10 protein-coding genes and 2 pseudogenes are annotated in these 13,485 nt (G+C 67.9%); 2 read left to right on the top strand and 10 right to left on the bottom strand.

Annotated features, from left to right (window positions below):
* Window positions 1-518 precede the first annotated feature (518 nt).
* Both ACWCQK_RS37835 and ACWCQK_RS37830 read right to left on the bottom strand, forming a co-directional pair.
* Complete coding sequence (locus ACWCQK_RS37835; protein ID WP_451163137.1) at window positions 519-1,256, bottom strand: DUF4142 domain-containing protein; 738 nt, start codon at window positions 1,254-1,256, stop codon at window positions 519-521.
* 384 nt (window positions 1,257-1,640) lie between these two features.
* Window positions 1,641-2,041, bottom strand: a pseudogene (locus tag ACWCQK_RS37830) (enoyl-CoA hydratase-related protein); the annotation flags it as partial.
* Between the two features lie 607 nt (window positions 2,042-2,648).
* Between ACWCQK_RS37830 and ACWCQK_RS37825 the strand changes: the two are divergent.
* Window positions 2,649-3,275: a DUF6461 domain-containing protein gene (locus ACWCQK_RS37825; RefSeq protein ID WP_451163109.1), complete on the top strand. Its 627-nt coding sequence runs from the start codon at window positions 2,649-2,651 to the stop codon at window positions 3,273-3,275.
* A 204-nt stretch (window positions 3,276-3,479) separates the two neighbouring features.
* On the opposite strand, the gene ACWCQK_RS37820 is transcribed toward ACWCQK_RS37825, so the two are convergent.
* The 6 genes from ACWCQK_RS37820 to ACWCQK_RS37795 form a co-directional block, all read right to left on the bottom strand.
* Window positions 3,480-4,541: a glycoside hydrolase family 19 protein gene (locus tag ACWCQK_RS37820; protein ID WP_451163107.1), complete on the bottom strand. Its 1,062-nt coding sequence runs from the start codon at window positions 4,539-4,541 to the stop codon at window positions 3,480-3,482.
* Window positions 4,542-5,082: 541 nt separating this feature from the next.
* Window positions 5,083-6,138, bottom strand: coding sequence for an aldo/keto reductase (locus tag ACWCQK_RS37815; protein WP_451163105.1), 1,056 nt, complete (start codon window positions 6,136-6,138; stop codon window positions 5,083-5,085).
* A gap of 252 nt (window positions 6,139-6,390) precedes the next feature.
* Window positions 6,391-7,308, bottom strand: coding sequence for a pirin family protein (locus ACWCQK_RS37810; protein ID WP_451163103.1), 918 nt, complete (start codon window positions 7,306-7,308; stop codon window positions 6,391-6,393).
* Window positions 7,309-7,340: 32 nt separating this feature from the next.
* Window positions 7,341-8,123, bottom strand: coding sequence for an MIP/aquaporin family protein (locus tag ACWCQK_RS37805; RefSeq protein WP_451163101.1), 783 nt, complete (start codon window positions 8,121-8,123; stop codon window positions 7,341-7,343).
* A gap of 284 nt (window positions 8,124-8,407) precedes the next feature.
* Window positions 8,408-10,117 (bottom strand): CocE/NonD family hydrolase, encoded by a 1,710-nt coding sequence (locus ACWCQK_RS37800; RefSeq protein ID WP_451163099.1) that lies wholly within the window; start codon window positions 10,115-10,117, stop codon window positions 8,408-8,410.
* Between the two features lie 160 nt (window positions 10,118-10,277).
* Window positions 10,278-11,351 (bottom strand): alkene reductase, encoded by a 1,074-nt coding sequence (locus ACWCQK_RS37795; RefSeq protein WP_451163097.1) that lies wholly within the window; start codon window positions 11,349-11,351, stop codon window positions 10,278-10,280.
* A 274-nt stretch (window positions 11,352-11,625) separates the two neighbouring features.
* On the opposite strand from ACWCQK_RS37795, the gene ACWCQK_RS37790 reads away from it, so the two are divergent.
* Window positions 11,626-12,084, top strand: coding sequence for a MarR family winged helix-turn-helix transcriptional regulator (locus tag ACWCQK_RS37790; protein ID WP_451163135.1), 459 nt, complete (start codon window positions 11,626-11,628; stop codon window positions 12,082-12,084).
* Window positions 12,085-12,635: 551 nt separating this feature from the next.
* On the opposite strand, the gene ACWCQK_RS37785 is transcribed toward ACWCQK_RS37790, so the two are convergent.
* Both ACWCQK_RS37785 and ACWCQK_RS37780 read right to left on the bottom strand, forming a co-directional pair.
* Entirely contained in the window at window positions 12,636-13,031 is a 396-nt protein-coding gene (locus ACWCQK_RS37785; RefSeq protein WP_451163095.1) for a GNAT family N-acetyltransferase, read from the bottom strand.
* A 370-nt stretch (window positions 13,032-13,401) separates the two neighbouring features.
* Window positions 13,402-13,485 (bottom strand): annotated as a pseudogene (locus ACWCQK_RS37780) (transposase); the annotation flags it as partial.

Below are 13,485 nucleotides of genomic sequence, written 5' to 3'. Positions count from 1 at the left end.
GATGCGGTGGGAGCCGCCGGTCCTGGGCCACCGAGCACCCCAGGCGGCGCGCGACGGCGCCTTCGCACCGCCGACCAGCACAGGCGGTGCGAAGGCGCCGTCACCGCCCGGTGCAACCTCATCCGTCAAGATCGCCGACCGTGCATGGGAACGGGAGGAGGTGAGGACGGTGCTGCATCGTTCCTCGTCGTCAGCGACGGACGCCAGTCAGCGGACTTCCGTCGAGGAGACTGCGTGACGCGTCCCCGAGACATGCCCTCAGCACTGGCCGACGCGCTGCCACGGAGCCGCGCAGCACCCGATCGATCACTCTGGCGGCCCGGTCCCGTCCAACTGGCCTGCGGCGCGGCGACTCTCCCACGGCACCACCGAACGCCGCTCCTGGATCGACCGCGGCCGGTCCAGTCCTGGGCGCAGAGGCGCGCCACCACTCGGATCACTCGGTGACATGCGAGCGGTCCTCTCGACTGCCGCCCGGACTCCCACGATCGGCTCCTGAGCCGAAGCCGCGTCGTCCGTTACAGAGCTGACGCGGCGTCGATGTCCACCGGAGTCGACGTGGCGTTGGGCGGCGGAGTGAGTACCACCATCGGCTGACCTGGTACCGGCGGCGGCGGGGTCAGGTCTGTCGTAGGCAGCTTCGGCGGACTCGTCTGCTGAAAGAGCGTCTGGTCGAAGTCGACCATGCCGGTCTTCTCCATCACCGTGATGTGGTCCAGAACGGTGTCGTTGGCCTGGTCGGCCAGGGCCCGCACCAAAGTGTTCTTGGTCGTGGACCGCACCTTCGCGACGGTGTTGAAGATGGAACCGTGCGTCATCCGGAGGATGTTGGCGAACTGGATGTCGAAGGCCTGGCCTTGCTGCGCGGTCAAGCTGTTGACGAATCCGACCTGTTGGGGACTCGCCACGTTGGGCAGCGTGATGTTGAGCATGGGGGCGATCTTGCGGCAGGTCGTGTCGAGAGCCGCGTGTCCGTCGATCAGGTGCTGGCTGGCGGTCTTGACGGCCTTGCTCTGACCTTTCTGCAGTCCGATCAGGCCGACTGGGTGTTCCCAGAGGCCCGCAGCCCGCACCTTGACGACGAAGTCCCGGTCTCCCTCTGTCAACGGGCCCCACTGAGTGGTGGCGATGATCCGGTCCGGAGAAGTGGCCACCGTCTCCGCTCCCACCATCGACGGATAGGCGAGCGCCGCGACGGTCAGGGTCAGGGCACCTCCCACGAAGGCGGATCCTATGACGTTCCGAGAAAGACGCATCGCTTCTCCTGTCTGCCCAGAGGGCACCGCGTGCACGCCACTGTGCTGGGCGGTCGGCCACGGATGGGTACGAATACGAACCCGACAAGGTTCAACCGAGCCGTTGCCGGCTTTGATCGAGAACGCGGACCATCCCCAACGAACCCGGAACAGTTCGCGTCCTCTCTCGGTGGTCCGCGGGACGACGGGCCCGGCTCTGACTCGCGGTGTCCCTCTTGCGGGTGCACCGTCCACAGTGGTGCGACCGTGCCGGAGTCTCACCCGTTTCCGTGGTGCCGTCGTCGATATCCACGCGACCCGTCCACGTGTCGCATTCGTGGCCAATACCGCGCCACCTGACGTGATCGCGCCCCCGCACGCCAGGCAGCCCGGATCATCCACCGCTCACCGGTGACGGAACTCGGGTGCCCGCTTGTCGACAAAAGCACCCATGCCCTCCTTCTGGTCGCTGGTGGCGAACGCCGCGTGGAAGAGGCGCCGTTCGAGCGGACGCCCTCGGCAAGAGTCGTCTCGAAGGCTCGGACGACCGCTTCCTTGGCCATCATCGCCACCGGCAGCGACATGCCGGCGACCGTCTCCGCGACCGCGAGCGCCTCACCGAGCAGGTCGTCGGCCGCGACCACACGCGAGACGAGCCCCGCGCGCTCGGCCTCGGCCGCGTCCATGGTGCGCCCGGTCAGACACAGCTCCATGGCCTTGGCCTTGCCGACCGCCCGGGTCAGCCGTTGGGAGCCGCCGATACCGGGGATCACGCCGAGTTTGATCTCGGGCTGGCCGAAGACAGCCGGTGCGAAGAACCGCTTCCCACTGTCATGGACTGAACCGGCAACCGGGCGGTGAGGCGTTACGCCGCCATCGCTGACGGCTCGGCCTGGGCCACACGGTTGCAGGTCAGCGCCGGATTCCCACCGGCTCCCCCCGTCGCGTGCGTATGCAGTTGTTGGACAGTTCACTCGTGCCCGCAGGGCTGCTGCCACCGCCTCTGAGGCATGAAGTCCGCCGATTCCAGCGGGCGTTGCCTTGCTACTTCGCGCGGACACTTGATGTCGTCCGCTGACGTCCGCTGTCGGGCAACACGGGCACGAACTCGGCAACGAGCGGCGACGGAGTCCCATCCGTCCGCCCATCTTCCGCGACGAGCACGACAGGCTGCCACGCGGATCTCCTGTGTGAGGGCGTCGATGGGCCGGTGGTGCAACTGAGTTGGGTCACCCGTGGGTCGCGGGCAGCTGAAGCGCGTTCACGGTGAGGCTTGTTGAGCCCGGAGGGTTTGGTGCCCGACTCCCCGGTCCACGACGTACGCACTCGGCGCTGTTCCGCGAGGTCGCTGTGTCAGTGGAGCGCCATAGGCTACGCCCGACGATCAACGACCGATGGTGGAGGAGCGAGGGCATGCCCGACGGGATCCGGTGGCTGGTCGATCTGGAGAACTGGATGTCCAGCGTGGTGTTCGCACGAGGGATATCCCCACAGGAGCTGGCGGTGCGTATGGGAGCCGACCCGAACGGAGCGACTGAGCCGATCACCGACATCGAGGCATGGGACCTCGGCGAGTGGTACCGCCCGGCCGAGGACGGTGACGGTGTCATACGGGTCGGGGAGCACGGAGACTGGTCGTTCGCTCTGGAGTATGGGGACTCCACTGGCGGAGACCTACTGGCAGAGATCTCCCGTGACGGTGCCGAGGCGGTCCGCTACGTGCCGATCCAAGAACATCCGCCGGCCACTGTCTCTTACGCTCGCGACGGCGTGGAACTGTGCGGCTTCGGGCTGGGCGAGGAGGTATGGCGCTGGGGCCAGGAGCCCGACCTGCTGCTTCCAGACCTCGTCGCCGCACACGTACTCCAGCCCGACGCCACCGCCGTCCCCGCGTACGAGCGCGAGCACTACAGGGACACCTACCGGCGAACCCTGGGCGTGATCGAGCGGCGGTTCGGCCTCTCGCTCCCCCCGGCCTACCTCAAGGAGGCCCGCCTGCCGGCGTATGCGGTGCGCGGGACCCCCGACATGGCCATCTGAGCGGGTACGGGAGCCAGGGAGCGTTTCGCGGAGGCGGGCTGCGCCGGTGGCGGCGACGGGCGGTGTTGGAGAGAGCCGTCCGTGGACCACATCACGCAGAAGCGGATGCGGTCCACGGGCACGTCAAGCGGTTGTCCGGGTGGTCCGTGCACGATGCTCCCGTTCCGAGGTCCCGGAACGCTTCGCGTACCCCCGGAGACCGGGTCAGCAGTACAGGTTGGCGCCCGCCGACACGCCCAGGATCTGCGTGAACTGCTGGTACGAGGTCACACGGCTCTGCACCTGCGCCGGGTTCCTGCCGTCGCACTCGAGGGAACCGTTGATGGAACGGATCGTCTGGCCGAAGCCCGCGCCGTTGACCATGGCGTTGTGCGGGGTCATGGTGCCGGGGCCGGACTGGGTGTTCCAGTACCAGAGGGCCGTCTTCCACGCCACGGCGGCGTCGGTCTGCACCAGCGACGGGTTGTTGAGCAGGTTGATGCCGAGCGCATCGCCCGCGGCCTTGTAGTTGAAGTTCCAGCTCAGCTGGATGGGGCCGCGCCCGTAGTAGGCCGACTGACCGGCCGGGCAGCCGTACGGCTGGCTCCAGTCGCAGTAGTGCGAGTAGTTGGCGGTGTTCTGCTCCACGACGTAGACCAGTCCGCCCGTCTCATGGCTGACGTTGGCGAGGAAGGCCGCGGCCTCCTGCTTCTTGGTCTGGTCGCCGCCGGTGGTGGCGAAGCCGGGGTAGGCGCTGAGCGCGGCGACGAGGCCGCTGTAGGTGTAGAAGCCATTGCGGCTCGGGAACATCTGGTTGAACTGGGCCTCGGAGACGACGAAGTTGCCGACCGGCGTGCTGCCGCCGTCGCAGTTGTACGGCTCCCAGAACCAGGTGCTGATGACCGGGTCGTAGCCCGGGTTGTCGTGCTCAGCGATGTACGCCTTGCCGTCCGTGTAACGCACGATGTCACCGGTGACATACGACCTGCCGGCCACCCAGCTCGGGTAACTGGAGCAGTTGCCGGAGGGCGTGCCGCTGTCGCAGCCGTACGGCTCCCAGTACCAGGTGCTGATGACCGGGTCGTAGCCCGGGTTGTCGTGCTCGGCGATGTACGCCTTGCCGTCCGTGTAACGGACGATGTCACCAGTGGCGTACGCCCTGCCGGCCACCCAACTCGGATAGCTCGAACAGGTGGCGGCGGACGCGCTGCCGGTCGGCACCAGAACCGGTATGGCGGCGGACAGGGCGAGCGCGGTCACGAACGCGGCGATGGGACGCCTCGACACGAAATCAACTCCTCGGCGGAGAAGGGTCGTACCCGGCGCAGGCAGGACAGAGCGAGCCTTGTGCGCGTACCGGCGAAGCCGGACGGGGCGCGGGGGCCGACCGCGGTGGGGGGTGTGTGCGGCACACTCAATCGCATTGGTCTGTACCAGTCAAGACGCAGGCCGAGCAGGGCCAAGAAATCGCAGGACGGCGAGGGATTCTCAACCAGCCTGCGATGAGGCCCAGTTGAGCGACACAAACCGAGAACCGCGGGCCCCGCCGAGAAGGGCCGGGGTTCTCAGCAAGGTGGCACGGGCCTCCGGGGTCCGTATCGGCGACGCGTCGCCCGGAACTCGATGACAGCGCGCAGCCCGTGCGCCGGAGTACGGGCACAGTACGTCGGGTTCCCGTACTCCGGCGCGCGGGCACAGAACGTCAAGTGCCCGACCTGCACGGCCGCGCGTCCTCAGACACGGGCCCGGCGCCGCACGATCCGCGGACGCCTCCTTCCCACCACCCGCACAGCACCGACTTGCCGAAGTGCTGCCAGAGGGCGGGTGGTCACGATGCGGCGCGCGCGTCCGTCGGTCGGCGGCGGAGGGTCGCGTCCGTCAGGGTGGGCGGCTTCCACACGCCGTCGGGGTGGTAGAGGTTGACACCGGGCGGGACGATCTCGTCGATCCGGTCGAGAGTCTCATCGTCCAGGACCACCGGCGCCCCCTTCGACAGGGCCTCCCACTGTTCCATCGTGCGAGGGCCGATGATGACCGAGGTGACGGCAGGATGGGCGAGCGGGAAGGCGACCGCCAACTCCGGAAGGCCGCAGCCGATGTCCGCGGCCAGATCGGCGAGTTTGTCGGCGGCCTCCAGCTTGGTGATGTTCTCCGGGATGGACGGGTCGAAGCGGGCGGGAGTCAACCGCGCCCGCCCGCTGCTGAGATCGACCGTCCGCCCCGCCCGGTAGCGGCCGCTCAGGAAACCCGAGGCGAGCGGGCTCCACGTCAACACGCCCATCCCGTAACGCTGAGCCGTCGGCAGCACCGAGGCCTCCACGCCGCGGGCGAGGATCGAGTACGGGGGCTGCTCGGTCCGGAAGCGCTGGAGGCCGCGTCGCTCCGCCACGTGCTGCGCCTCCGCGATCTCCTCGGCCGGGAACGTCGAGGACCCGAACGCCCGGATCTTCCCCGCTTGCACCAGGTCCCCGAGAACCCCGAGAGTCTCCTCGACGTCCGTGGTGTGATCCGGGCGGTGCACCTGGTACAGGTCGATCCAGTCGGTGTCGAGCCGCCGCAGACTGTCCTCCACGGCCTGAGTGATCCAGCGGCGGGAGTTCCCGCTCCGGTTCCTTCCCTCCCCCATCTGGAAGTGGACCTTCGTCGCGAGTACGACCTCGTCACGCCGCCCGGACGCCCGCAGCGCCTTTCCGACGATGACCTCGGATTCCCCGGCCGAGTACATGTCCGCGGTGTCGACGAAGTTGACGCCCGCGTCCATGGCGGCGTGGATGATCCGGGCGCTGTCCTCGTGGTCGGGGTTACCGACCGAACCGAACATCATCGTGCCCAGGCAGTACGCGCTCACTTCGATGCCGGTACGGCCGAGTGTGCGGTATCGCATGTTGTCGTTCCTCACTGTCGGGCTATCGTCGTGCGGCGCATCCTAGGAGTTGAAGTGCACTCGACGGCAAGGAAGTTGGGGCCGGTCGTGTTTCCGGGGCGCACGGGTCGCAGTCAGCTTGAAAGACGTCCCCCCGCAGATCGGTGCCCCCGTCGCCCGCGACAGAGAATCGTGAGCCCGCCCCGACGTCCGGCCGGAAAGGGCGTGCTCTCCCCTTGAGCTGATCCGCTTCGGCCCGCCGGCGCGGGGGTGTCAGCGCCGTGGCTTCATCGGCACTCGCGGGAGTGCGGGCGCGGGAAGGGGGTCCCCGGGATATCCGATCACCTCGCCGAAGCGAGAGCCGTTCGTCCAGTCCTCACGGGCCTTCTCGATGTCCTGTTGGGTACGGCCGACGAAATTCCACCACATGAGGATCTCCTCCCCGAAGGGGGGACCACCGAGCAGCATGGCCACCGCGGGTGCGTCCGAGTGGTTGGTCACGGTCAACGCTTCCCTGCCGACGGGCAGGTAGCCGAGATGGGACGCACTCAGCCGCGTACCGGCCAGGGAGACGTCCCCGCTGTTCAGAAGGAGGCCGTGCTCGAAAGCGGGGTCCACCGCGAAGGTGACGGTCGCGCCTGGGTCCACGCGCAGTTCGGCGCCGAGCAGAGGGGTGAACGTGGGGACCGGTGAGGTGTCACCGGCGAGGGAGCCCAGGAACACCTTGACTTCGCCGCCGTCCAGGGCGGTGGCCCGCGGGACGTAGTGGTGGAAGTCGGGGCCGGTGTCCCGGTCCCGGTCCGGGAGCGCCACCCACAACTGCACGCCGTGCAGGACGTCGGTGCTCGCGGTGGAGACCTCCGAGTGGCAGATGCCGTGTCCGCCGGTCATGAAGTTGAGCTCGCCGGGACGGATCATCGAGTGCGTTCCCAGGCTGTCGCGGTGTTCGATCTCACCGGTGAAGAGCCAGGAGACGGTCTGGAGCCCGATGTGGGGATGCGGTGCGACGTCCATGCCGCCGGTGACCGCTGTCGCGTCCGGACCGTAGTAGTCGGCGAAACACCATGCACCGATCAGCGACCGGGACCGCTGCGGCAGTGTGCGCCGTACGGTCATCGCCCGGGGGCCGCCCAGAGGAACGTCGCGGGGGGAGAAGATCTCCACGGTGGCCTCGGCAGGGGTCTCATTCATCGTCGCACTTTCCAGAAGATCCAATTCGTACTTCAACGTTTGTTCTTGATGGTGCGGGGTGCTGTCACATCGTTGGGTCTCGATGGCACGGGCACCCGGCGGCGTCCGTGGAGCAGATCCCGGACGGCCGGTGCCAGGGCGGCTCCGGCCATGGGGGCCAGGAGATAGACCCACAGGAAGTCGAACTGTCCGGCGGCCAGCGCCGGACCGAGCTGGCGGGCGGGATTGAGGCCGGCGCCGGTGCTCGTGCCCAGCAGGACGATGCACAGGCAGACGAGGACGCCCAGCAGATAGGGGATGAGACGTGTGAGCCGCGGCACCGGCAGGAGCAGCCCCAGGAGGAGCAAGATGGTGCCCGTGCACACCATCTCTGCCAGGAAGAGTGCGGTGGCCGACCAGCCGGGAGCGGGCTGCAGGACGGTGTAGCCCACTGGAGGAGCACTGGCGGCGCTGCCCCACACGCCCCGCCCCGCGTAGACGCCGAGCAGGGATCCGGCGAGCTGGGCCACGATGTACGGCGCCACGGCCACGCCGGGGAAAACCCCGTAGCGCCACATGGCGAAGGAGACCGCCGGGTTCATGTGTCCGCCGGACTGCTTGCCGGGAGGGCTGAGAATGAGCCCGGTGATCAGCATGCCGACCGCCATGCCGATGACAAGCAGCTTCAGATGGATTCCGGCGATCGACTCGGAGATGACGGACGGGCCGATGACCCACCGTACGATCGTCGTCACGCCGAACATCAGGACCGAGGTCAGCAAAAGCTCCTGGGCGCTGCGCCGGAAGGCCGGGAAAACGGGAGTGGAGTCGTTCATGTGCGCTCCTGATGTGCTGTGCGCGGACTCCTGGGACCAGAGGACGAGGCGGCCGCCGAGCATGTCGGTGGGTTCTGCGGGAGTGAATCCGCACGGGGCACCACTGGCGGTGCCGCTCGGATTCGGCGAGGTCCTGGCGGAGGCGTTCGGGCGGGCTTCGCGCCGCCCTGGGTGCGGAGGGCGGGCGAGGCAGGGCCTCCCGGTGTCACTCGGCTCGGATTCCCGTTCCCGAGCCACCGAGAGGCCCTGCCTCGCTGCGCGTGGAGGTGGAAAGTCACCCGACCCTATGCGGGGATCATCGGCACCGTGAGGTGGGAGGGGTACTCCGCCGTGTGCAGCACGGTCTGGGTGGCCACCCGAGGCACTCCGTCGCCGGGGTAACCGGCGTTCAGGTTCCGCTCCCACTGCGGGAAGTCCGAGCTGGTGACGTCGATGCGCAGTCGTGCTCCGGCCGGGATGCGAGCCGAGACCGGGCCCAGATCGATGACGTACTCATAGACCTCGCCCGGGTTGATGGGCTGCGGCGTGGTCAGGGAGTCGCGGAAGGCCGCCCGTACGATGCCCTCCTGCAGGTTGCGCGAGCAGTTGTCCTCGTCGACCACGCACAGGCGCGCGGTCCAGTCGGTGTCGGTGACGGAGGATGCCGCGTAGAGGGTCAGCGTCACATCGCCGACCACGTCCACGTCCCGCTCCTGCGGAGCGGTCGTGTAGACGAGCACGCTCTTGCCGTTCTCGCGCTGGCACTGGGAGGCCGGGCCCATCGGCGTCAGTTCCTCGACGCAGCAGGAATGGCCACCCGCGCTCATGGCGGGCGTGTTCGGGTCGTAGATGTAGAGGTCGGGCAACTCGTCACCGGGCGTCTGGGCGTCCAGGGTGCCGTCGCCGAAACGGGTGTTGGCGCGGCCGCCCGAGTGCAGGAAGAACCGCTCCACTCGTGCCTCTTGCGGAGGCCAGGCCGAGAAGTCACGCCAGCCGGCGCCGAGGACGTAGGAGCTGACCGGAGCTTCGAAGGTGCCGGTGTCCTCGTCCTTGAGCGTCTCCGAGAAGAACCGCACCTGGCAGTCGTCGACGACCTTGGAGTTCGCGTCCTCCACCTCGACGACGGGGTACCAGGGCATGTGGTGGAAGGGTGCCACCACGAACTTCTGCCGGGCGGCGACCTCGGGCGTGCTCGCGCCGTTACGCAGTCCGACGAAGTTCCGCCTGGTCCCCGACACGAACACGTCGTAGAGACCGGCCACATGCAATGCGGGCACCTGGATGCGGCTGTAGTCGCTGTCGATGGACCAGCGCGCCCAGTAGTCGTCGTACGTAGGGTGCTCGATCCAGTCGAAGTAGTAGGGGGTGATGTCCCGGTCGAGGGCGGGAAAGGCCTCAGGTGCCATCCAGAAGTTGTTCGGCGCCTGCATCAGGGCGGCGCTGAGCGCGTTGGTACGCTCCTGGTCGCCGCGACGCACGGCTTCGGCGATGCCCAGGTAGGCGGACCAGAACGCGTTGAACGCGTAGGCGAAGGCACCCGTGTTGTGGGTCCATCCCTCGTAGGCCTGGGAGTTGGTCATGGCCGGGCTGATCGCGGCCAGGCTGGGCGGCTGCTCGACCGCGGCCAGGAGCTGGGTGAACCCGGCGTAGGAGAACCCGTACATACCGACCCGGCCGTTCGAACCGGGCAGGCCGGCCGCCCATTCGACGGCGTCGTAGCCGTCAGTGCCCTCGTCGCGGAACGGATAGAACTCGCCCTCGGACGCGTATCGCCCCCGTACGTCCTGGACGACGACGATGAAGCCCTGGTGGGCGTACCAGGCCGGGTGCGCGAACGCCGTTTCCGTCTGGGCGCCCTGCTTGCCGTACGGTGTGCGCTGCAGCAGCACGGGATAGGTACCCCCTCCCGCGTCCGGACGGTACACGTCCGCGAGCAGCTCGACGCCGTCACGCAACCGGCACCGTACATCGGTCTCCACGGTCACGCCGGGAAAGCCCGTGACAGGCTGCACCATGATCAAAACTCCTTATTGCTACGGGTGTTGCACAACTGATGTGGGGACAGGTCCCCGCGGTGGAGGCACGGACACGGAGATCGGTCCCCGTCGCGCCTCGTGAACGACTCACTCGCCTGGGTGCTGCGGGTGTGGGCGGCTACCCGCACCCGTAGCCGTGTCAGGCCCGGGCCGGGTAGTCGGTGTAGCCGCGCTCGTCGCCGCCGTAGAAGGTGGCGGGGTCGGGGCTGTTGAAGGGGCCGCCGTCGGCGAGGCGGGCGGGCAGGTCGGGGTTGGCGAGGAACAGGGCCCCGTAGGCGATCAGGTCGGCGGTGCCGTCCTCGATCAGGTTCAGCGCGTCGGGGCCGGTGGGTTCGGTGCCGGTGAACGGGTTGAGGATGAAGGTGCCCGGCCACGCCTTGCGCAGCCGCAGGACCAGGTCGCGCGCCTCGGGAGCCTCCAGGTGGTGCAGGTAGGCCAGGCCGAGCGGCGCGAGCGCGTCGACGAGGGCGGTGTACGTGGCCTCCACGTCCGCCCAGTCGCTTTCGTCGATGTCGTTGAAGGGGTTGCCGGGCGAGATGCGCAGGCCGACACGCTCGGCGCCGATGGCTTCGACGACCGCCCGCACGACTTCGACGGCGAAGCGGATCCGCTGCTCGGGGGCGCCGCCCCAGGCGTCGGTGCGCTGGTTGGAGTTCGGGGCGAGGAACTGGTGGATCAGATAGCCGTTGGCGCCGTGCAGCTCCACCCCGTCGAAGCCCGCCTCGATCGCGTTGCGTGCCGCTGCGGCGAAGCCTGCGATCGTTTCCTCGATCTCCGCCTCGGTCAGCTCGTGCGGGGTGACAAAGTCCTGCGGCCCCTCATGCGTGTGGACCTGGCCCTGGGCCGTGACCGAGGACGGGCAGACAGGGGTGCGGCCCGTCAGGCTCGGGTGGCCGACCCGACCGGTGTGCATGAGCTGGAGGAAGATCGCGCCGCCCTCGGCGTGCACCGCGCCGGTGACCTTGCGCCAGGCCGCGACCTGCTCCGCGGAGTGGATACCCGGGGTGTCGGGGTAGCCCTGGCCGACCGCCACGGGCTGCGTGCCCTCGGTGACGATCAGCCCGGCGCCCGCCCGCTGCGAGTAGTAGGTCGCCATGAGGTCCGTCGGACTGTTCCCAGGACCGTAGGCGCGGCTGCGTGTCATCGGAGCCATCACGATGCGGTTCGACAGGCGAAGACGCCCGAGGTCGTAGGGAGCGAAAGCCGTCGTCATGATCAATTCCTGTTCAGGTCGGTCGCCGCACTCACGACACATTTGCCTGCTCGAACAGCAAAAACATTACCTGCTCGAACAGTAAATTAAAGTGATCCACATCACATTCGATGGAAGGTTTGCAGGTGGGAGCAGTGGATACGCGGGAAATCCGGTAAGATCGACTTTGCCTGTTCGGGCACTATCTTGAGGGGGAGAAGTCGTGAGCGACATGCCGAAGGGCCGGGACGTGGCACCATCCGGCCGTCCGTCCAGCGACGACGTGCGCCCCCAGATGCCGCCGTCTGTTCAAGCGGGGGCGATGAACCACGCGATCTACCGGGTCGCCCGCCTGCACCGCATGCTCGCCGGCCAGCTCCTGCGCCGCCTCGGCCTGCACCCCGGACAGGAACTCGTCATGATGCAGCTCTGGGACCTCGGTCCCCAGCGTCCGATCGACCTCGTCCGCCTGCTCGGCTCCGACACGGCCACTATGACCCGGACAGTCAAGCGGCTGGAGAACGCCGGGTTCATCCGCCGCCGCCCCAGCACCACCGACAAGCGCGCCACCATCATCGAACCCACTGCCGCGAGTCTCGCCCTGCGCGACGATGTGGAACAGATCTGGGCAGAACTCGAAAACATGGCCATCGGTGACCTGGCCACCGACGAACAGGACGCCATGTTCCGCTTCCTCACCCGCATCGAGGACAACCTCAGCCGCGCCGCTGAACGCCACCCTCCTCTCGCGTAGCAACCAGCTTTAAATGGCGTGCCGTTACTCCGATTCGTCACGCGATGGCTTGAACTCGCAGCGACGGAGAGGACGGGCCCTTCCTCCCCTCCTGGGCGGTCCCGGCACGATCGGGCCACCATCCCGACGAAGCCCACTGCCCGTCCGCACGGCCGAAGCCCGCCTTCCACGTCGGCCGACCAGCCGGCGAGGGCCCGATCTCGACGCCTCCTGGCAACTCGGCTGCTGCACGGAGACAACAGCGGTGGAGGCGTGCTGGGTTCCGGCGGCGCCGAGCCGTGTGCCAGACGGGGCGGCGGTCCCTCGACGCCGGTGATCGTGGACATTCATGGCAAGCGTCGGACGGGGATGCGGACCTGTTGAACTGGCCCGTGTGTCATCGACTCTTGGTGTGTTCCGGGCCGATCAGGCGACCGTGGCTCTGCCCACGAGAACGGGCTCTGTTCCACTTCGTGTGGTGTAGTCACTCCCGGTAACGCCTGAGATTAGGTCAGGGGCGGGCGAGAGCTTGTTGATACTGCTGAGGCCCCTGCGCATCCTGGCCCACCGTGTTACAGGGCGATGAGCCCGGCTGTCGTCTCCTTGAAGCCGCAGGCGTCGAAGTAGAACGAACGAAGGTGCTCCTCAAAGTCAACGTGGAGCCACTCGCACTTCGCGGCACGGACTTCGTGAGCAGCGGCTGCGACCAGCGCGCCTCCAACCCCGCTCCGCTTACGATGCTGGGCGACCACCGTGTCCAGGATGAAGGCGTGTACTCCGCCGTCCCACACCACGTTGACGAAGCCGACCAGCGAGCCGTGTTCCCAGGCGCAGACCCAGCCGAGGCTGTGGCGCTCAAGTCGTTCCCGCCAGTCGGTCTCAGTGACCGGCTGGCCAAAGCCGTCAGCATGCAGCGCGTTGAGGGCGGTGTTGTCGAAGTCGCCCCGCCACTCGTACTCGATTGTCACTCCTGGATCGTAGGTTCTGGGCCGCTCCAGCAATCACCTTACGGAGTGAGGAGAACTCGCTCGCGGAGGAGTTCGAAACGAGCGCGACCGAACATCTAACGCTTGAGCATCTTGATCCGGTTGACGCGGCCTTCGACGCCGCCTGAGTTCCCGGGGGGCGAGGTCGGCGATGACGGCGTCGAGGTCGCGTTCGAGGTGCTGCGCGAAGTGACGGAGGCTGGGCAGATCGGTAGTGGAGGTGACCGCTTCGATCCAGGTCGGCAACTGGTCGCCTGCAGGTGGGCGAGCATGTTGCCGACGGAACGCACGTGCTCGGAGAGTGCCGTCGGTTCGGGGCGGTTCGCCAGAACAAACTTGAGCTAGTGCCGCATCAGGCAACGTTCGCCCTGTCGACGACGGCGCGTAGGTGCCGGTCGTCGGCATGGCGGTTTCGCCAGATGATGTAGCGGCGGAT

Source organism: Streptomyces sp. NPDC002306, from assembly GCF_053593435.1.
The sequence above is the reverse complement of the archived record's forward strand: the minus strand, read 5'-3'. Positions and strand labels throughout refer to the sequence as shown.